Source organism: Parasynechococcus sp. (assembly GCF_045559935.1).
Lineage (GTDB): Bacteria > Cyanobacteriota > Cyanobacteriia > PCC-6307 > Cyanobiaceae > Parasynechococcus.
Genome location: NZ_JBJLJL010000002.1, coordinates 72,486 through 91,449 on the forward strand (window position 1 = coordinate 72,486; position 18,964 = coordinate 91,449).

General features: G+C 64.6%; 17 protein-coding genes and 1 riboswitch. Of the genes, 13 read left to right on the plus strand and 4 right to left on the minus strand.

The annotated features are described in order from the left end of the window. Window positions 1-4,653: a translocation/assembly module TamB domain-containing protein gene (locus tag ACJ0G7_RS00900; RefSeq protein ID WP_407394786.1), complete on the minus strand. Its 4,653-nt coding sequence runs from the start codon at window positions 4,651-4,653 to the stop codon at window positions 1-3. A gap of 66 nt (window positions 4,654-4,719) precedes the next feature. On the opposite strand from ACJ0G7_RS00900, the gene ACJ0G7_RS00905 reads away from it, so the two are divergent. The 12 genes from ACJ0G7_RS00905 to ACJ0G7_RS00960 all read left to right on the plus strand — a co-directional run bounded on the left by ACJ0G7_RS00905 (window position 4,720) and on the right by ACJ0G7_RS00960 (window position 14,673). Beyond that, a complete protein-coding gene (locus ACJ0G7_RS00905; protein WP_043690584.1) occupies window positions 4,720-5,172 on the plus strand; it encodes a Ycf51 family protein in 453 nt (150 codons plus the stop codon). Then, a complete protein-coding gene (locus tag ACJ0G7_RS00910) occupies window positions 5,169-5,582 on the plus strand; it encodes a DUF4332 domain-containing protein (protein ID WP_407394787.1) in 414 nt (137 codons plus the stop codon). The genes ACJ0G7_RS00905 and ACJ0G7_RS00910 overlap by 4 nt, the downstream gene beginning before the upstream one ends. A 73-nt stretch (window positions 5,583-5,655) precedes the next feature. Beyond that, window positions 5,656-5,910 carry a hypothetical protein gene (locus tag ACJ0G7_RS00915; protein WP_084188069.1) on the plus strand — a complete coding sequence of 85 codons (255 nt, stop codon included), beginning with the start codon at window positions 5,656-5,658 and terminating at the stop codon, window positions 5,908-5,910. Continuing rightward, complete coding sequence (locus ACJ0G7_RS00920; protein ID WP_407394789.1) at window positions 5,900-7,507, plus strand: CocE/NonD family hydrolase; 1,608 nt, start codon at window positions 5,900-5,902, stop codon at window positions 7,505-7,507. Before ACJ0G7_RS00915 ends, ACJ0G7_RS00920 begins: the two co-directional genes overlap by 11 nt. Window positions 7,508-7,517: 10 nt before the next feature. Continuing rightward, window positions 7,518-8,213 carry a DUF3887 domain-containing protein gene (locus ACJ0G7_RS00925; protein ID WP_407394791.1) on the plus strand — a complete coding sequence of 232 codons (696 nt, stop codon included), beginning with the start codon at window positions 7,518-7,520 and terminating at the stop codon, window positions 8,211-8,213. A gap of 61 nt (window positions 8,214-8,274) precedes the next feature. Then, window positions 8,275-10,569 carry a 1,4-alpha-glucan branching protein GlgB gene (gene glgB, locus ACJ0G7_RS00930; protein ID WP_043690575.1) on the plus strand — a complete coding sequence of 765 codons (2,295 nt, stop codon included), beginning with the start codon at window positions 8,275-8,277 and terminating at the stop codon, window positions 10,567-10,569. 49 nt (window positions 10,570-10,618) lie between these two features. Then, a complete protein-coding gene (hemE, locus tag ACJ0G7_RS00935) occupies window positions 10,619-11,677 on the plus strand; it encodes a uroporphyrinogen decarboxylase (RefSeq protein WP_407394792.1) in 1,059 nt (352 codons plus the stop codon). Then, window positions 11,674-12,681 carry an NAD-dependent epimerase/dehydratase family protein gene (locus tag ACJ0G7_RS00940; RefSeq protein WP_407394794.1) on the plus strand — a complete coding sequence of 336 codons (1,008 nt, stop codon included), beginning with the start codon at window positions 11,674-11,676 and terminating at the stop codon, window positions 12,679-12,681. The genes hemE and ACJ0G7_RS00940 overlap by 4 nt, the downstream gene beginning before the upstream one ends. An 18-nt stretch (window positions 12,682-12,699) precedes the next feature. After that, window positions 12,700-13,059, plus strand: coding sequence for a plastocyanin (petE, locus tag ACJ0G7_RS00945; protein ID WP_043690568.1), 360 nt, complete (start codon window positions 12,700-12,702; stop codon window positions 13,057-13,059). Window positions 13,060-13,190: 131 nt separating this feature from the next. Continuing rightward, the gene (locus tag ACJ0G7_RS00950; RefSeq protein ID WP_043690564.1) at window positions 13,191-13,544 is read left to right on the plus strand and encodes a c-type cytochrome; all 354 of its coding nucleotides are present in this window, start codon (window positions 13,191-13,193) and stop codon (window positions 13,542-13,544) included. Further along, a complete protein-coding gene (locus ACJ0G7_RS00955) occupies window positions 13,541-13,765 on the plus strand; it encodes a Nif11-like leader peptide family natural product precursor (RefSeq protein WP_043690561.1) in 225 nt (74 codons plus the stop codon). The genes ACJ0G7_RS00950 and ACJ0G7_RS00955 overlap by 4 nt, the downstream gene beginning before the upstream one ends. A gap of 47 nt (window positions 13,766-13,812) precedes the next feature. Then, on the plus strand, window positions 13,813-14,673 hold the full coding sequence (locus tag ACJ0G7_RS00960; protein ID WP_407394796.1) for an acid phosphatase: 861 nt from the start codon (window positions 13,813-13,815) through the stop codon (window positions 14,671-14,673). A gap of 5 nt (window positions 14,674-14,678) precedes the next feature. On the opposite strand, the gene ACJ0G7_RS00965 is transcribed toward ACJ0G7_RS00960, so the two are convergent. Further along, window positions 14,679-14,876: a hypothetical protein gene (locus tag ACJ0G7_RS00965; protein WP_043690554.1), complete on the minus strand. Its 198-nt coding sequence runs from the start codon at window positions 14,874-14,876 to the stop codon at window positions 14,679-14,681. 146 nt (window positions 14,877-15,022) lie between these two features. Here ACJ0G7_RS00965 and clpB point away from each other — a divergent pair, with 146 nt between their 5' ends. Then, a complete protein-coding gene (gene clpB, locus ACJ0G7_RS00970) occupies window positions 15,023-17,626 on the plus strand; it encodes an ATP-dependent chaperone ClpB (RefSeq protein ID WP_043690552.1) in 2,604 nt (867 codons plus the stop codon). Window positions 17,627-17,633: 7 nt separating this feature from the next. Here the strand turns inward: clpB and ACJ0G7_RS00975 are convergent, their stop codons facing one another. Further along, entirely contained in the window at window positions 17,634-18,245 is a 612-nt protein-coding gene (locus ACJ0G7_RS00975; RefSeq protein WP_407394798.1) for a HupE/UreJ family protein, read from the minus strand. A 26-nt stretch (window positions 18,246-18,271) separates the two neighbouring features. After that, window positions 18,272-18,434: riboswitch (cobalamin riboswitch) on the minus strand. Beyond that, window positions 18,427-18,912 (minus strand): 6-carboxytetrahydropterin synthase, encoded by a 486-nt coding sequence (locus ACJ0G7_RS00980; protein ID WP_043690549.1) that lies wholly within the window; start codon window positions 18,910-18,912, stop codon window positions 18,427-18,429. Its footprint overlaps the riboswitch before it by 8 nt. Between the last annotated feature and the right edge of the window lie 52 nt (window positions 18,913-18,964).

Sequence of the window (18,964 nt, forward strand, 5' to 3'; positions counted from 1 at the left end):
TCAGAACCGGAAGAACACCTGCAGCTGGCTCTGCCAGGTGCCGTTGACATCCACCGCGCCGGAGATGCTGGTGCTCGGTGAGATCTGATAGCTGACGCTGGCCTTCGGTGGCACATCGGTGTTGTTGGGAGCCGCCAGAACGGAGACATCGAAGCGATCCGTGATGTCGACGCCGAACTCCGTCATCAGCGCGAAAGTGGGAGGAACGCGACCGGAGGTGCGGTCGTCCTCCGTTTTCACTTCCGGCGTGACGTACGTGGGGTAGAGAGCGACCTGCAGCCGCTGTCCCATGGCGTCGGTGAGGGTGCCCAGCACCGGAGACAGCAGGGACTGGCCGAGCACGGTGGCCAGGGCAGCACTGGCGCCCCCACCGGAGAGCATGGTCAGGGAGTTGCCGCCGATCAGCGCCAGCAGCTGAGACTCAGACAGGCGTGGCGAACTGCGCAGGACGAGATTTTCCCTGAGGCGATTCGCCGGTCCGATGGCCTCGACCGTGACCCGTATCAGCTGGAAATTGCCTCCGCTGACGCTGCTGACGGCATCCAGGGCCCCGAGCTGAGATTCCTCAAAGATGCTGCCCGACTCAGAACTCCCGATGGTGCTCAGACCAACCGAATCAGAGATGCGCGACTTCATGGCGATATCAACGAAGGGAACCAGTCCCAGGGCCGGCGTGAACACCGCGACGTTCGGGGCACGGTGATCCAGCCGGAAGGTGGAGGAGAAGAGGCTGATGCGCCCGCTGTTGAGGCGGATCAGGCCACGCACCTTCAGGGAGGGATCGAGTGGACCGTTCAGCAGCAGCTGTCCGCCGCCGCGGAAGCTCACCAGGGGAGGCATGTCCACGGACAGATTCGGTCCCAGACGCAGCCGCAGATTGCGGAACTGAATCGCCGGCAGATTCGGCAGCAGAGCGTTGAGTTGATCCGGGGCCGCCACGGGCACGCCGGGGCCGAACAGCACAAGTGGCTCCTGGAAATCCCACTTCTCCTGCATCAGCGTGTTGAGCTGAACAGGCGCCACAACACTGCTGGCATCCTGAATTCCCGGTGAAAGCGTGGATGGGAGAGCCCTTCCCGGGCGCAGCCGCGACAGCAGACCTCCACGGGGACGGATCCCTCCCTGATCCAGGCTGATCTCACCGCTGATCACCGGTCGGCTGATCACACCGCTGAGCGTCACCTTGGCGTCGGCCATCACCTGCAGAGCCTCCTGCTCGATGCGTGCCTTGACGAGTTCCAGCGTGAGCGGATCCGGTTCGTCCACCGGGTCGAACAGACCGATCGAACCTCTGCCGCGCAGCTGACCTCCCGAGGCCAGCTGCGCCTCCAGGGACTGAATCTCGAGCCGGTTGAAATCAAACAGGACCGAAGCCCGCAGGCGACGCAGCTGCTGATCGCGGATCCTCAGATCCAGGTTGTCCATCACCAGGAAGCCGTTGGCCTGGGGCTGCTCAAGGGTTCCGCGCAGCATCAGCCGCAGATCCATGGCGCCACGCTTCAACTCCACGGAGTCGCCGGACAGGGCGGTCAAGAAATTCAGGGCATCCCCATGGCTCTCGATCTGCACATCGAGCGGCGAAGAGGCCTGCAGCGGCACCGCACCCACGATCGTGATCGACTCCCCGGCCTTGCTGGCGCGCAAGGCCAGATCCAGGTTGAGCGCGTCGCCGTTGAGAACGATGCTGCGGCGCTCCAACCGCAACGCACTGTCCCCGAGCGCAGCCTGTTCCAGTGCCAGCTCGGCATCGATGAGCGGACCGCCGCGCGCATCCAGGCGATAGCGGCCCGTAACACCCAGTGCACCCCGCAGCGTCGAGGGCAGTGGACCGAACAGGGCCAGCAGTGAAAAGGGCAGATGCAGCAGCTGAAAGCGTCCTTCTCCTGCACGCAGGGGCCCCTGGATTGATGCCACGAACGGCTCCAGCTGCAAGGCCAGATCCCGGTCCGCTCCGTCGAGCCAGAGGTGACCACGGGCCTGGAGATCCAGGTTCAGGCCGCCCAGATCCGGGCCGTTGAGGATGGCGGTGCCATCCACACGCCCACGCAGGTCAGAGGGATCGATGCCCTGCTGCGGATGATCCCGCTCGTAGTCCAGCAGCGCCTGCCGCGACAGGGCCAGTGCCTTCAGCTGACCGTCCAGACTGCCGCCGAAGGTGTTGATCACCAGGCGACCGAGATCCTCGGCCCGGCCGCGCTCAAGCTCATCGAGGGGGTCCTTGTTGCGGAGCTGACGGGCCAGATTGACGAGCCACGGCACGCTCAGTCCCTCCGCGTCGGCCCGGCTGCTGAGGGCTCCACCCAGTCGTCCGGTTGCGGTGAAGCCGACCTGACCTTCCGGAGGCTGCAGGTCACCCTGAAGCTGGAATGCCCCCTCCGCCAGACGTCCGCTCAAGTTGGCAGCAGTGAAGTTGACGCCGAAGGCCGTGGGCTGATCAAGGCTGAGGCTGCCGCTGAGGAGAAACGGACTGACCCTCAGTTCCCCACTGCCGTCTAGGCGGCCGGAGAGGCCCTCGGACCGGGACTGGGCCGCCAGGATCACCTGCAGACCATCGAGGGGGAACCCCTCGGCATTCCAGCGGTAGCGACGCTCTCCGCCCTGAGCCTGGAGCTCAAGGGCACCGTCGTCCCGTTGCACCTGCACGCGTCGGGGCCAGCCATCGGAGCCGAGGGTGGCGCGCAGGCTGCCGGAATGAGCACGGGACTCCAGGGCCAGGGTCAGGTCCTGGCCCAGGGCGCCTTGCATCCGCCCCTTCCAGCGCTCCGCCAGCTGCAGAGCACCGACCCGCGGGTTCGTCAGTTCCAGCGCCAGATCAGGCCGCAGCGTGTCCAGAGGCCCCTGAAGCCGCCCCCTGGCTGCGATCGTCCCCCCCAGGGACACACCGGCCAGGTCGCTGAACCGATCCAGAGCCAGAGGCTTCAGGTTCAGACCGGCCTGAAGCGCGCCGGTCTCCAGCCCGTTGGCCCCCAGCGCGAGGGGCAGTTGGCCGGAACCATCAAGCAGCGGGCTGTTGAAGCGGTCGAGCACCAGCAGCGACGAGGCCGCAGACCAGCCCGCCTTCAGATTCCAGCGCTCCAGGAACGGATTGCCGCCTTGCTGCAGCTCCAGCGAGAAAGCAGGGGCAGCCAGTGGACCCGTCGCCATCAGCTTCCCCGAGATCGTCCCGGTTTGCCCGAGGGACGTCCGCAACGCCGGGACAGCGCTCCACAGCGGCGGAGCCAGGCTCAGGTCCTGGCTGATCAGGTTCAGACGGGGGTAGGCATCGCCCACGAGATGGAGCCTGGAGGCACCGGCCCGCATCCGCAGATCGACGGCGAGCTCTGGCTTCTGCAGGGTGCCTGAGAGCCGGAATCCTCCGTTGACAGCACTCTCGGGCCCGAGCGTCTTCACCAGCGAAGGATTGTCCTTCCAGAGCTCGGGAGTCAGCGCCAGCTCTCGACTGGTCAGATCCAACCTGGGGTAAGCGGAACCCGCCAGCCGCAACCGAGCACCGGGCGCCTGCAGCTGCAGGTCCTCCACCTCGACCCGTGGAGCGGCAGGATCCGTCCAGGGCATGCGCAGCTGCGCCTTGATCTGAAGAGGCCCCTTGAGATCCACCTGCTCGGGGAGGTCCAGCTGCCCCGCCAAGCGCCAGCGCGGGGCGGCCCAGGGACCATCCATCCGAATGTCGAGGTCATCGTCGTGCCCCTTCCGCTGCGCCCGCAGACGCAGATCCAGGGAGCGCTGCAGGATCACATCTCCGACGGCATCCAGGGTCCAGTCCCCGGAGCTGATGCGACTCCGCGCGATGGACACGGTGCGATCCCTGCAGCCCAGTGCCAACTGGGGGGTGGTGAGGGGATCGGGGAGGGATGCGCTGCGCACCTCCAGCTCACGCAACCGCAGGCTGCCGCGACACGCCGGACGCCCCTGACGCCATTGGAGGCGCAGATCGCCATCCAGACGACCGCTGATGCGGAGATCGTCCCGGGGGGACACCAACGCCGCCAGCCGGTCCAGCGCCAACCCGTCCATCCGGCCATGCAGATCGAGCCGGGAACGATCCCAGCGGCCACGCCCTTCGAGCCGCAGGCCGCCCTTCTGATCGCTCCAGCCCAGTCGTAACGCCGTGCTGAACGTCCGCGCATCGAGGTTCTGGGAGAAGCGACCGCCCACGAGCAGCGTCTGCCCCGATGGAGCCAGTTCGATCCTTGCCGCTGGACCGAGGCTGTAACGCAGGTCGAGACGGGGCGGTTGCGATCCGGGCAGACCGCGACCCAGAATCCAGTAATCACCTGCCGCATTGCGCGACAGGCGTGCCACCGCCCCCTGCAGGTGCAGCCTGAGCACAGGCTTCCAGTGACGCAGGCTGGCGATCGGGTCGAAGCGGATGGTGAGGCCGCTGACGGACACCTGGGAGCGGTCCTGCTCCGCAGGGAGAATCCGCGAACGACCGATGGCCACTCCCCAGGGCAGCAGCCCGCGGTACTCACCAAGTTCGATCGGGTGCCCGAGCGGGCGACTGATCGAGGTTTCCAGTGACGGGGTCAGCCGGGCCACCAGATCCGCAGCAGCCCGATCGAGGCCCCAGCAGCCCGCCACCACACCTCCGGTGATCAACAGACCAGCGGAGAGTCGTCGTCCTGACCATGGGATCCGCCGCGTTTCACCCATCGACCGCGACGTCGTCCCCCGAAGCCCGCGCAATATAAGGAGGTCCCCTGCGGTAGACCAGATCCCATGGCCCTCGATCAGCTCTTGCTCACCGCAGCGCCCTGGCTGGGCTGGTCAGGCCTGGCGCTGGGGCTGCTGACGGTGGTGGCCTTCGTTGCCGGCTGGGGACTGCGCTTTCGCCTGGTGGGCGTGAGCAGCTTCACGCTGCTGCTGTCGGTGAGCTGCTGGGCCTTCGCGGTGAGCTACTCCCCACCGGTCCGCATCGAAGGAGCCGTGCGGGTGCCGATTGTGTTCGACAACGGTGAAGCCCTGGTGGTCGCCCAGGCACCAGCGGAGATGCCGATGTCCGCAGTGACGCCGACGCTCGAGCAGCTGGCGGGCAACCTGCGCGGCGCAGGCCGCAGCAGCCGCACGGTCCAGGTGCGGCTTCGGGCGCTGCAACCGGATGGGGACGGACGCAGCCGGCCGGTGATCCTGGGAGAGATCGTTCGTGATTTCCGTCAGGCCCCGCCCCGATGAGCGGCGGCGATCAAGGCCATCCACGGGAATGGAACGATCTGCCTCAGTCCTTCCGGCAGGAGCGCATCGATCTGGAAAAAGCGGGAATCCGCAGCTGGGAAGCCCTGCGTGACCTCGATGACCTGCAACTGAGCCGGCTTGTGCGCGGCGGCCGCTCCTCCCCCCGCAACCTGAACCGGCTGCGGGGCATCGCGACCCTGGTCTGCGAACTGGATCTGGCGCCCCAGGATGCGGCCCTGCTGATGCACGCCGGCATCGCCAGCCGCAGAGCACTCGCTGACTGCACACCGGAACAGCTCGTGCGACAGACCGGTCGACTGCAGCGCAGCCTTGGCATCGCCCGGCCGGGATCGGTGGATCTCCCGATGGCAAAAGCATGGATTCAGCAGGCCAGGCAACTCAGGAACTGACCGCTCCGCTCACCCGGCCCATCGATCCACTGCGTATGAAGGATCAAACACGAACCTGCTGATGAGCGGTTTGATGCGCTGGATCGTCCTGGCCGTGGTGGGAGTTTCTCCTGTTGCCGCCGAATCGGAACTGCTCAACAGCGTCAAGCGCAACCCCTCAGAAGCCAGTGCCCTCTGCAGTTCCTTCCGCAGACTGAACGGCAACGGCCAATCCGCCTACTCCAGTGAAACCACCCGGCTGATCGCGAGCCAGAGAAACCTCTCCACGACAGATGCCGAAGTGCTGATCACCTATGTCGTGGGGATGACCTGTCCGGATGTCCGCTGAGGGCGCTGAGCTGATCCCCGTCGCCGAACGTGAGGCCGAGCTGACGCTCAGCGACGGGGTGCGACTGCGCTCACACCTCTGGTACCCCCGCCATGGGGGACCCTGGCCAGCACTGTTGATGCGCCAGCCCTACGGACGAGCGATCGCCTCGACCGTGACCTACGCCCACCCCCGCTGGTGGGCGGAGCAGGGCTATCTGGTGGTCGTTCAGGACGTGCGCGGCCAGGGGGATTCCGAGGGACGTTTCGGAGGATTCGGGCAGGAGGCCTCAGACACGGCCGAAACCCACGCCTGGGTGCGCGCGCTGCCCGAGTGCAACGGGCTCCTCGGCTGCTACGGCTTCTCGTATCAGGGAGTGACCCAGCTGCTGGCACCGGCCGATGCGCCGCCGCCGGAGTGCCTGGCGCCCGCCATGGCCGGTCTGGATGAACGGCAGCACTGGTGCAGCGAGGGTGGCGCCCACTGGTGGCATCTCGGACTGGGTTGGGGCCTGCAGCTGGCCGCCCTTCAGGCACGCCGGAAGGGCGATGAAGAGGCGTGGCTGACACTCCGACGCAGCCTTGAGCAGGGCAGCTATCTGCGGGAGGGCCGCACCCTGCTCGAACGTCACGATCCGGACGGGATGGCCTGCCGCTGGTTCCAGCAGGATCCGCTCACTCCCGACGCCTGGACGGTTCACACCGCCCCGCTGACTTGGCTGCAGCGACCGATGCTGCTGCTGGGGGGCTGGTGGGACCCGCATCTTCTGGGAATCCTCGACCTCTGGCAGCGCAGCACGGCTGCTGGCGGCGATCCAGAGCTGCACATCGGTCCCGCCAGTCACCTGCAGTGGTGGCCTCAGTCTCAGAGGCTGATGCTGCACTTCTTCGATCGCCACCTCAAGCTCTCAACCGACACCCCGACATCAGCGGCCTCGCCACGGTTCTGGGATCTGACCCGTCACGAATGGCAGGAGTCCCTCTGTGCCACGCAGCATTCCTGGCGGTTGCAGGGAGATGGACTGACCAGCATCGATCCGGAGAGCGGCACGCTGAAAGCACAGGAACCCGGACAGGGCACCGTGACCATCGTTCATGACCCGTGGCGGCCCGTGCCGGCCATCGGAGGGCACCTGAGTCCGGATCCAGGTCCGGCCGAGCGCAGTGCGATCGATCAACGCGCGGATGTGGCCACCTTCACCGGCGGCGAGGTCGGGCAGCCTGTTCAGCTGCAGGGGCAACCGGTTCTGACCCTGGATGCTTCTGCGGATCAACCCGGGTTTGATCTCTGTGTCGCCCTGTCCAGGATTCCCCGGGGGAGCTCCCAGGTGCAACAGCTCAGCACCGGAGTGCTGAGAGTGACCGGCGAACCGGCCCTGCTCTGCTCACAGCGCCGGATTCCGCTGCAACCGCTGCTGGCGACCCTGCATCCCGGCGACCGACTGCGGCTCTCGATCGCCGGCGCAGCCTGGCCAGCCGTGGGGGTCAATCCGGGAACACCCGAGGTCGCCAGTGGCCCCCCCGGCAGCCGACATCGGGTCGTGACCATGACACTCGAGCTTGCCGGCTCATACCTGTCGCTGATTCCGTTCGACTCCGGCAGAGTGACCACCGACTGATATCAACGATGTGAACCTGCTAGCCGGCCTGCTGGCCACGATCGTCGCCGCTGCTCCCGTTGCCGCCCAGCAGACCAACAAGACGGAGTTGACGCCTGCTCAGTCGACGGCCGCAACAGAACTGCTTCTCCAGGCCCTGAAAGAGCGACAGGCTGCCGTGATTCACAGCAACTTGGCCGAGAGCGTCCGCAGCAGCATCGACGTGGCGACCATCCAGAAGCGACTGGACAGTCGCAAGGCGATCCTCTCGACCAAGGTGATCGGGGTGACCCCCGGTTACCGCACCACCACGGTGGATGCCGTTGTGAGCACGGCTGACGGTGAAAAGCCCATCCTGCTGATGCTGGATGACGACGGCAAACTGCTGGCCTGGAAATGGGCAGGCCAGATCGAGGGTCTCGAAGCAACGGCTCTGGATTTCGTGAAGGACCTGGCAGCCGGTCGCTGGGTCGTTGCCCGCTCGAAGCTCTCGCTCGACATGCAGAGCGAGCTGGCACCGGGTGACCTGGAGCGCAAGTGGACCAAACTCCAGAAGGTGTCCGGCGGATTCCGCCAGGTGAAGGACGCGGTGATCGCCAATCAGGGTGGAGAGCAGCAGCTCGTGCTCGTGGCGGTCGAGTTCGTGAACACAACGTCCAATCTGTTCGTCATCTTTGACGGCAGTGGACGGATCATCAACGTCGACATCTCCGAGGAGTTCGTCTGATCCGACCGCGATCCCTGCTGATGAAATCCGCTTAACATCGCGCCCACTTCTCAGGTCTCTCATGGGTGGCGCGGCAGTCCTCGACTGGATGGTTCAGGACGGCGAACGACTGGCGAACTGCCGCCACGATCATCCCTTCGCGGTGCTCGGCCCCCAACCCCTGGAGGGTGACTGGATCGTCCGGGTCTGGATGCCGGAAGCCGAGACCGTGACCCTGCTGCTGGGCGATCAGCAGCTTCCGATGCAGTCGCCCCATCACCCCTGGGTGTTCGAGGCCAAGCTGAGCGAGAACCCCGGCAGCGACTACCGGGTTCGGGTGCTTCGCGGCGGCATCACCCATGAACAGCACGACCCCTGGGCCTTCCGGGGTGAATGGATGGGTGAGATGGACCGCCATCTCTTTGCCCAGGGCAACCATCACCACATCTGGGAACGGATGGGTGCTCATGTCACCGAACGGGATGGCGTCAGCGGCGTGATGTTCTGCCTCTGGGCTCCTCACGCCATGAGCGTGTCGATCCTCGGGGATCTCAATTCCTGGGACGGGCGTCACCATCCCATGCAGCAACGCCTCGGCGGCATCTGGGAACTGTTCATCCCCGGGCTGCCCGAGGGCTCCCTCTACAAATACGAGATCCGGACGCAGGAGGGGCACTGCTACCAGAAGGCCGATCCCTACGGCTTCCAGCACCAGGTCCGCCCGGAGAACAGTTCCGTTGTGGCCCACCTGAGCGGCTACAGCTGGGCGGATGGCGAATGGATGCGCCAGCGCGACAGCAGCAATGCCCTGGACCAGCCGATCTCCGTCTACGAGATGCATCTCGGCAGCTGGATCCACGCTTCAGCCGACGAGCCCTGGATCCAGCCGGACGGCACACCGCGCGCTCCGGTGCCTGCCGCCGACATGAAGCCAGGCGCACGCCTGCTCACCTACGCCGAACTGGCCGATCGCCTGATTCCGTACGTCAAGGCCCGCGGTTTCACCCATATCGAACTGATGCCGATCACCGAGCATCCCTTCGATGGTTCCTGGGGTTACCAGGTGACCGGCTGGTATGCGCCCACCAGCCGCTACGGCACCCCGGACGAGTTCCGGGCCTTCGTGGATCGCTGTCACGCGGAAGGCATCGGCGTGATCATCGACTGGGTACCGGGGCATTTCCCCAAGGACAGCCATGGACTGGCTTTCTTCGATGGCACCCATCTCTATGAACACGGCGATCCCCGCATCGGCGAACACAAGGAGTGGGGAACGCTGATCTTCAACTACAGCCGCAACGAGGTGCGCAACTTCCTGGTTGCCAACCTGGTGTTCTGGTTCGAGCAGTTCCATATCGACGGCATCCGCGTCGACGCGGTCGCCTCGATGCTCTATCGCGACTACCTGCGTCCAGACGGTGAATGGCTTGCCAACGAACATGGCGGCCGTGAGAACACCGAAGCCGTGCGCTTCCTGCAACAGGCCAACCATGTCCTGTTCCAGCATTTCCCCGGGGCACTCTCCATCGCCGAGGAATCCACCACCTGGCCGATGGTGACGCAACCCACCGACATCGGCGGGCTGGGATTCAACCTGAAGTGGAACATGGGCTGGATGCACGACATGCTCGATTACTTCGAGCTGGATCCCTGGTTCCGCCAGTTCCACCAGAACAACATCACCTTCTCCATCTGGTACACCTACACGGAGAACTTCATGCTGGCGCTCAGCCATGATGAAGTGGTGCATGGAAAGAGCCATCTCCTGCACAAGATGCCTGGAGATGACTGGCAGAAATATGCCAACACCAGAGCTCTTCTCGCGTACATGTGGACGCACCCAGGCAAGAAAACCATCTTCATGGGGATGGAATTCGGGCAGCGCGCTGAATGGAATGTCTGGGGGGATCTGCAGTGGGACCTGCTCAACTACGACGCCCACCAGGGCATCCAGCGTCTCGTCGACGATCTGAATGTTCTCTACAAATCAGAACCTTCTCTCTGGAGAGACGACTTCGACCAGTACGGATTCCAGTGGATCGACTGCAACGACAATCGCCACTCCGTGATCAGTTTCATGCGTCGCGAGAGCACGGGCGGAAGCTGGTTGGTGGTGGTGGCGAACTTCACGCCGTCGAGTCACTCCAACTACCGCGTCGGTGTGCCGGTGGATGGCTTCTACGAAGAGATCTTCAACAGTGATGCGGCGCGTTACGGAGGCAGCAATCTCGGGAACATGGGCGGCAAATTCACCGAGGCATGCAACATCCACAGCTATGAGAATGCTCTGGATCTCTGCCTGCCGCCGCTGAGCGTCATGGTCTTCCGCCATGACCCCAAACGCAGCCTGCTCGCTGAGAAGAACAACGCCATGTGAAGTTGACGCACCAGCTCAGGTAGGTTGCCGGCTTGATCCCCAGACCCGGATGAGTGACTCCCTGCCCCTGCTGCTGCGTGCCGCGCGCGGTGAATCAGTGGAGCGTCCTCCGGTCTGGATGATGCGTCAGGCAGGCCGCTACATGAAGGTCTACCGGGACCTTCGCGACCGTCATCCCAGCTTCCGGGAACGCTCGGAGAACCCCGATCTCTCCTACGAGATCTCCATGCAGCCGTTCGAGGCCTTCCAGCCCGATGGCGTGATTCTGTTCTCCGACATCCTCACGCCGCTGCCGGGCATGGGGATCGACTTCGACATCGTGGAGAGCAAGGGGCCGCAGATCAATGACCCGATCCGCAACCTGTCCCAGGTGGAGGCCCTGAAGCCCCTGATCCCCGGCGAGAGCATGCCCTTCGTGGGCGAAGTGCTCGGTCGGCTGCGGGAGAGCGTCGGCAACCGGGCTGCCGTGCTCGGCTTCGTGGGCGCCCCCTGGACCCTGGCCGCCTACGTGGTGGAAGGCAAGAGCAGCAAGAACTACGCCGTGATCAAGGCGATGGCGTTCCAGGAACCCGCGCTGCTCCACAGACTGCTGGACCACTTCGCCGAGTCGATCGCCAGCTATCTCCGCTACCAGATCGATTCCGGCGCCCAGGTGGTGCAGATGTTCGACTCCTGGGCCGGTCAGCTCAGCCCCGCCGATTACGACACGTTCGCCGCGCCGTATCAGAAGAAAGTTGTGGATCTGGTCAAGCAGACCCACCCCGATACACCGTTCATCCTCTACATCTCCGGCAGTGCCGGCGTGATCGAGCGGATGGCCACCACCGGTGTGGACATCATTTCCCTCGACTGGACGGTGGACATGGGTGAAGCCCTTGCGCGTCTGCCGGAGCACATCGGCGTTCAGGGCAACGTCGATCCCGGCCTGCTGTTCGGGACACCGGAGGCGATCCAGGCCCGCATCGATGACTGCGTGAGCAAGGCCCGCGGTCGCCGCCACATCCTCAACCTTGGCCACGGCATCCTGCCGGGGACGCCTGAGGAGAACGGCCGTGCCTTCTTCGAGGCCGGCAAATCCGTGATGGAGCGCATCGGGGCAGCCGCTTGACCCGGATCCTGGTCACCGGAGCCAGCGGCTGCGTTGGCCAATACGTCTCGCGCTGGCTTCTGGAGCACTCCGACGCGGAGCTGCTCCTCTGGCTGAGGGATCCCTCCAAGCTCACGGCGGTTGCGGCCGATCATCCAAGGATCCGGCTGCTGGTGGGAGATCTGCGCGAGACCGATCGCTTCGCGGCGGAGTTGTCGACGGTGAACCGGGTGATTCACACCGCCACCGCCTGGGGCGATCCGGAGCGGGCCGAACAAGTGAATGTCGTGGCGGTGAAGCGGATGCTGCAGCTGCTCGACCCGACGGTGATTGAGCAGGTCATCTACTTCTCCACCGCCAGCATCCTCGATCGCCATCTGCGACCGCTGCCTGAAGCTCTTGCCTACGGCACCGAATACATCCAGACCAAAGCCCGCTGTCTCCAGGACCTGGAGCAGCACCCCCTGGCGTCACGGATCATCGCCGTCTTTCCCACCCTGGTCTTCGGTGGTCGGGTGGATGGCACCAGCCCCTTCCCCACCAGTTACCTCACCGAAGGGCTGGCGGAGGCCAGCCGCTGGCTCTGGCTGGCCCGATGGCTGCGGGCTGACGCCAGCTTCCACTTCATCCATGCCGAGGACATTGCCCGGATCTGCGGCCAGTTCGCCACACGCGCCCATGAAGCGAACCGTGAGCCCGGACAGGGCGCTCTGCGCCGGATCGTGATGGGGCAGCGGGCCATCTCCGTGGACGCTGCGGTGGCCACGATGTGCCGCTGGCGTGGGGTGGGCCGGACGCCGGGCATTCCGCTCTGGCCATGGCTGATCGAAACGCTCATCCGTGTGCTGCCGATCGAAGTGAATGCCTGGGATCGCTTCAGCATTCGTCAGCGCCACTTCATTCACGACCCCGTGAGCGCACCCGAGCGCTTCGGCGGGACCAGTCATGCCGCCACCCTGGAAACAGTTCTTAGCGATTCAGGCCTCCCAAACCGCGGCAAACCGAGAGCCACGCGTAAAGTCTGACCATCGTTTCTTCAGCCAATGCGGTCTGTCATTCGCACCTTCGCAGCTGCTTGCTGTGCCCTCCTGATGCTGATCGGCCTGAACGTCGGCAGCGCCCAGGCCTCCACCGTCGAGGTCAAGCTGGGTACCGATGCCGGCATGCTCGCCTTTGAGCCCGCCACCGTGACCATCAAGGCCGGTGACACCGTCAAGTTCATCAACAACAAGCTGGCTCCTCACAACGCCGTCTTCGATGGCCACGACGAGTACAGCCACTCCGACCTGGCTTTCGCACCCGGTGAATCCTGGGAAGAGACCTTCAGCGAGGCCGGCACCTTCGACTACTACTGCGAGCCCCACCGCGGAGCCGGCATGGTCGGCAAGGTGATCGTCGAGTGATCGATTCAGCGATCACACCTCGCTGACACCAAACCAGCTCGAAAACCCCGAATCTCTCCAGAACGGAGGGGTTCGGGGTTCTTTCATTTGATCCCTCCGCTGGATAGTTTGGGGTGAACCATTGAGATTGAATGGCTCGCATCGCAGGCCTGCTCACCTTGCTGCTCGCTCTGATCGTCGTGATGGCCCCCCAGGGGCCGGCCTTCGCGATCAGCACAGACCTCGAACGCGGTGAGCAGATCTTCTCCAGCAACTGCGCCGCCTGTCACATGGGCGGGGGCAATGTGATCCGCGCCAGTCGCACCCTCAAGATGCGCGATCTCAATTCCCATCTCGAGGCCTACCAACAGGATCCGCTGGAAGCGATCGAACACTCCATCGAAGACGGCAAGAACGCGATGCCGGCCTACGCCGGCGAGTTGAGCGAGGACGACATCATTGCTGTTGCCACCTATGTGGAGCAGCAGGCCGAGCTGGGCTGGTGAGTCGCGAAGCCCTGAAGGACTTTCTGCATGCGGTGGAGCGCAGCCCGCGACTGCGCCAGGCCGTTCAGTCCTGTGGCACGGATGATGCCCTGATCGAGCTGGCCACCAGCAACGGCTTTCAAGTGCGGAAGCTCGATCTCCTGCACGATGCCGAGGACACCCGAATCAGCGACTGGTTCGATCGCAGTGCCGTGAAACGGCACTTCCACATCTCCGGCTGATCCGGATCGTCTGTCCGTTGCTAAAGGACGTGTAGGTCTCGTTCAGCATGCACAAGCTCAACCTCCTGGCCGGCCTTCCCGTCGCCCTTCTCCTGGTGGTCGTGGGGCTGCCATCCCGGAGAGCTCTGGCCGCCCCATCTGGCTCGGACTGCCTGATCGCCAGTGCGGATGTTCCCGAAATCCACAAGGGACTGCTCAAGGGATATCTGCCGGATAACGCTGTGCCGGACAGCCTGCAGCTGCTTCCGCCGCCGCCGCAACTCGGCCAGCCGGAGCATGCCCTTGATGACACGGTCTCCCGCAGAAGCTTCCCTCTGCCCGGCACACCGCGCTGGAACCTCGCGGCTGCCGATGCAGACCTTGGATTCCCTCAGGCAGCCAGCACCTTCTCCTGCGCCATCGGCGCCCCCATCAGCGAAGAGGCCACACCAACGCTGGTGATGCTGCTGCGCCGAACGCTCACCGATGCAGGTCTCTCCACCTACAAAGCCAAGAACCACTACGGCAGGAAGCGCCCATTCCTTGAGAACGGGAAACCGATCTGTTCGCCTGAAGACCAGGCGAAGCTGACCACGGATCCGTCCTACCCATCCGGTCACACCGCTGTGGGCTGGGCCTGGGCCCTGATCCTCAGCGAGATGGTGCCGCAGCGTCGCAATGAAATCCTGGCTCGAGGTCTGGCGTACGGGGAGAGTCGCCACCTCTGCAACGTGCACTGGGCCAGTGATGTGATGAACGGGCAGCTGATGGGCGCCGCCGCTGTGGCCCTTCTGCATACCAATGCTGAATTCGAGGCTGATTTCATCGCTGCGAAGGCCGAAGTGAATGCCGCCAAAGCCAAGGGTCTGCCCCCCAGCCGGGACTGTGCCGCCGAAGCGGCGGCACTGGCCCAGCGCACCCGCCCCTGAACGGCTCAGGCCTGCCTGGCCAGCTTCAGCACCTCCAGATACAGCTGCTCATCGATCTCGCGGATGTCGTACTCCGTCGGCTTGACGCCGTGATGGTGCTCATGGACCACCATCCAGCAGCTGCGTTCCAGCTCGCCGCCGGCACTGGCGGCGAGCTCCAGACCCTTCTGCACGAGGGTCTCCACAAGCTGCTGATCGACCATTCCGACGCTGAAGGGTTCGGCGAACTCTAAAAACCGATTCCGGTTCACCGCCCGCTGGCGAAAGGGCCCCACCGGAGCCTTCGGTTTGCCGCCCCAGATCGCAGCGGGATCGCCATACGGTTTGCTCAGTTCGGGATCACTTCCCTATGCAACCCACGGCGGAACAGTTCACGGAAAAAGCCTGGGCCGCCGTTGTCGCTGCCCAGCAACTGGCCCAGTCGGCTCGCCATCAACAGCTGGAGAGCGAGCACCTGCTGCTCGCCCTGCTGCAGCAGAACGGCCTGGCCGGTCGCATCCTTCAAAAAGCCGGTGTCGACCCCAGCGGCTTCGAAACATCCGTGCAGGCCTACCTGAAGCGGCAGCCGAGCATGAACTCCCGACCGGAGTCGGTCTTTCTCGGCCGCGGGGTGAACGGAGTGCTGGATCGGGCGGAATCCCAGCGCAACAGCTTCGGCGACAGCTACATCTCGATCGAGCATCTGCTGCTCGCTCTCACCGAGGATGACCGCTGCGGCCGCCAGCTGCTCAACCAGGCGGGGGTGGACGCCGCCAAGCTGAAAGAAGCGATCACAGCCGTGCGGGGCAATCAGTCGGTGACCGACCAGAATCCGGAGGGGACCTACGAATCCCTCGAGAAATACGGCCGTGACCTCACGGCAGCGGCCCGCGACGGCAAGCTCGACCCGGTGATCGGTCGCGATGACGAAATCCGGCGCACCATTCAGATCCTCAGCCGACGCACCAAGAACAACCCTGTGCTGATCGGTGAACCAGGCGTCGGCAAGACGGCGATCGTGGAGGGACTGGCCCAGCGCATCGTCAACGGCGATGTTCCCTCAGCCCTGCAGAACCGGCAGCTCATCGCCCTCGACATGGGATCCCTGATCGCCGGTGCGAAATACCGCGGTGAATTCGAGGAGCGGCTCAAGGCCGTGCTCAAGGAGGTCACCGCCTCCGAGGGCCAGATCGTGCTGTTCATCGATGAGATCCACACCGTGGTGGGAGCCGGAGCCAGCGGCGGGGCCATGGATGCCAGCAACCTGCTGAAGCCGATGCTGGCCCGCGGAGAACTGCGCTGCATCGGAGCGACGACCCTGGATGAACACCGCCAGCACATCGAGAAGGATCCAGCCCTCGAGCGTCGGTTCCAGCAGGTGCTGGTGGATCAGCCCACCGTGGAGGACACCATCTCGATCCTCAGGGGACTCAAGGAGCGCTACGAGGTGCACCACGGCGTGCGCATCGCCGACAGCGCCCTGGTGGCCGCCGCGGTGCTGAGCAGCCGCTACATCGCGGACCGCTTCCTGCCGGACAAGGCCATTGATCTGGTGGACGAGTCCGCCGCCCGCCTCAAGATGGAGATCACCTCCAAACCGGAGGAGATCGATGAGATCGACCGGAAGATCCTGCAGCTGGAGATGGAGAAGCTCTCCCTCGGTCGGGAATCCGACAGTGCCAGCCAGGAACGTCTGCAGCGCCTCGAGCGTGAGCTGGCGGAACTGAGCGAGCAGCAGAGCACGCTCAATGCGCAATGGCAGCAGGAGAAAGGCGCCATCGACGACCTCTCTGCCCTGAAGGAGGAGATCGAACGGGTGCAGCTTCAGGTGGAGCAGGCCAAACGCAGCTACGACCTCAACAAGGCCGCGGAACTCGAGTACGGCACCCTGGCCGGTCTCCAGAAACAGCTGCAGGAGAAGGAACTTCAGCTCTCCGGAGACGAGGCGGGTGAGAAGACCCTGCTGCGTGAAGAGGTGAGCGAGGACGACATCGCTGAAGTGATCGCCAAGTGGACCGGCATTCCCGTGGCACGCCTGGTGCAGAGCGAGATGGAGAAGCTGCTCCAGCTCGAGGACGACCTGCATCAGCGCGTCATCGGGCAGGACGAGGCTGTGACCGCCGTGGCTGATGCGATCCAGCGGTCCCGGGCAGGCCTCAGCGACCCCAACCGTCCGATCGCCAGCTTCCTGTTCCTCGGTCCCACCGGAGTCGGCAAGACGGAACTGTCGAAAGCCCTGGCCAACCGTCTTTTCGACAGCGACGACGCGATGGTGCGCATCGACATGTCGGAGTACATGGAGAAGCACACCGTGAGCCGTCTGATCGGCGCACCTCCGGGCTACGTGGGCTATGAGGCGGGTGGTCAGCTCACGGAAGCGGTTCGCCGCAGGCCCTACGCGGTGATCCTCTTCGACGAGGTGGAGAAGGCCCACCCCGACGTGTTCAACGTGATGCTGCAGATCCTTGATGACGGGCGGGTCACCGACGGTCAGGGACGCACGGTGGACTTCACCAACACGGTGCTGATCCTCACCAGCAACATCGGCAGCCAATCGATCCTGGAGCTGGCCGGGAACCCGGATCAGCACGGAGAGATGGAACGACGGGTGAATGAGGCCCTGCGCGGCCACTTCCGGCCTGAGTTCCTCAACCGTCTGGACGATCAGATCATCTTCCGCAGCCTCGACCGGCAGGAACTCCGCCAGATCGTGAGCCTGCAGGTGGAACGGCTGCGACAGCGCCTGGAGGAGCGCAAGCTGGACCTGCAGCTAAGCGAAAGCGCCTCGGACTGGCTCGCCAATGTCGGTTACGACCCGGTGTACGGGGCGAGACCTCTGAAGCGGGCGATTCAGCGGGAACTGGAGACCCCGATCGCCAAGGCCATCCTCGGGGGACGCTTCAGCGAAGGCCAACGGATCTCCGTGGAGGTCGAGGCGGCCGGGGTCGAAGCCGAGCGATTGGTGCTCAGCTGATCTGCGCTCAGGGAACAAGCAGCGACCAGGTGAAGGCGGCGCCGATGCCGATCCAGACACCGGCGGCGATCTGGCGCCCGTTGCGGCCGACCCCCTCCAGCAGGCGGCTGGAGACACCGGTGACGGCCAGCAGCAGCACACCCTGACCGATCAGCAGCCCGAGGCCATAGGCGAACAGCGGAGCCGGCTCAGCGCCGATCACAGCTCCGCCCAGCAGGTATCCGTGCAGGCTGATGGCCGGCAGCAGCAGCCACACCGGCAGGCGTCCGAGGATCACCAGACCTTCGAGCACGAGAGTGAGGGAGACGCAGGCCTCCGCGGCGGTCTCAAGCGCTGACGGGAGAGGAACCAACTGGGAAACGAGACTGCCGCCCAGGCCCAGAGCCAGCAGCGGAAGCACCCAGCGACGGGGCTGACGCAGACCCACAAGAGCGATGGCCAGCAGAAACAACAGATGGTCGGGCCCCAGCAGAGGGTGACCGATCCCGCTGATCACGCCCTGCCAGGCGGTGATTCCGGATCCCTCCGGCATGCCGAAGGGGTGATGGGCCAGGGCGGGAGTCGCGGCGAGCAGAGACAGCAGCGACAGCCCCAGACAGGGCCCAGCCCTGCGGATCATCTGGTTGGAATGCATCGTGTTCGATCCTCGTCGATGAAGAAGTCGGCGGGCGTTCTGACTGACGACGGATCGGCCGGACTGACCGATGGAATCGCTTCACAGCTGCGGGACAGCGCCGGATTTTCACCGGTCTTTCCCCGTTACCTCCAACAGCTGATCTCTGCTGGAACCGAGCACTTCGTTATAGCTGAGTGGATTCATTCCCAAACCATTCCGGAACAGAGCTGTAGGTGGCGGCATTGCGTTCGTTCTCACGCGCCTCCACCGCCCAGCAGCAGGTGCGGCCCAGATCACGTTCCTGAAGCAGCTGATTGGCCCAGCTCCAGACCAGTTCCGCGGTGGTTTCCATCCCAACGTTCGTCATCACACGCAGATCAAGAGCGCCGAGCTCGTGCAGGCGCTGCCATTCCTCCAGCAACGGATCGTCTTCGTTGACGAGGAAAGTGTGGTCAAAGTGATCACGCAGGCGCTGCTCAAAGCCTTTCAGGCCCGAGAAATCCACCACAAAACCGCAGACATCGAGCTGACGGGCCGCGAACCAGAGCGTGAAACTGCGGCTGTAACCGTGAACGAAGCGGCAATGGCCCGGATGACGCCATTGCCGATGGCAGCAGGGGTACCCCTCGAACCGCTTGCTGCAGACGTGACGGGAGGGAGGGGTCAGCACAAATCAAATGAGGGAGGACGCTGCAGGAAGATCGGAACAGTGCTTGAAGCAT

What these genes read in the sequence shown, in the direction of transcription:
- ACJ0G7_RS00910 (WP_407394787.1), top strand. Translation starts at nt 5,169, where the DNA reads ATGAGCGGCGGCGATCAAGGCCATCCACGGGAATGGAACGATCTGCCT.
- ACJ0G7_RS00950 (WP_043690564.1), top strand. Translation starts at nt 13,191, where the DNA reads ATGGCTCGCATCGCAGGCCTGCTCACCTTGCTGCTCGCTCTGATCGTC.
- ACJ0G7_RS00975 (WP_407394798.1), bottom strand. Translation starts at nt 18,245, where the DNA reads ATGATCCGCAGGGCTGGGCCCTGTCTGGGGCTGTCGCTGCTGTCTCTG.
- petE (WP_043690568.1), top strand. Translation starts at nt 12,700, where the DNA reads ATGCGGTCTGTCATTCGCACCTTCGCAGCTGCTTGCTGTGCCCTCCTG.
- ACJ0G7_RS00920 (WP_407394789.1), top strand. Translation starts at nt 5,900, where the DNA reads ATGTCCGCTGAGGGCGCTGAGCTGATCCCCGTCGCCGAACGTGAGGCC.
- ACJ0G7_RS00905 (WP_043690584.1), top strand. Translation starts at nt 4,720, where the DNA reads ATGGCCCTCGATCAGCTCTTGCTCACCGCAGCGCCCTGGCTGGGCTGG.
- ACJ0G7_RS00960 (WP_407394796.1), top strand. Translation starts at nt 13,813, where the DNA reads ATGCACAAGCTCAACCTCCTGGCCGGCCTTCCCGTCGCCCTTCTCCTG.
- clpB (WP_043690552.1), top strand. Translation starts at nt 15,023, where the DNA reads ATGCAACCCACGGCGGAACAGTTCACGGAAAAAGCCTGGGCCGCCGTT.
- ACJ0G7_RS00965 (WP_043690554.1), bottom strand. Translation starts at nt 14,876, where the DNA reads ATGGTCGATCAGCAGCTTGTGGAGACCCTCGTGCAGAAGGGTCTGGAG.
- hemE (WP_407394792.1), top strand. Translation starts at nt 10,619, where the DNA reads ATGAGTGACTCCCTGCCCCTGCTGCTGCGTGCCGCGCGCGGTGAATCA.
- ACJ0G7_RS00900 (WP_407394786.1), bottom strand. Translation starts at nt 4,653, where the DNA reads ATGGGTGAAACGCGGCGGATCCCATGGTCAGGACGACGACTCTCCGCT.
- ACJ0G7_RS00915 (WP_084188069.1), top strand. Translation starts at nt 5,656, where the DNA reads ATGCGCTGGATCGTCCTGGCCGTGGTGGGAGTTTCTCCTGTTGCCGCC.
- glgB (WP_043690575.1), top strand. Translation starts at nt 8,275, where the DNA reads ATGGGTGGCGCGGCAGTCCTCGACTGGATGGTTCAGGACGGCGAACGA.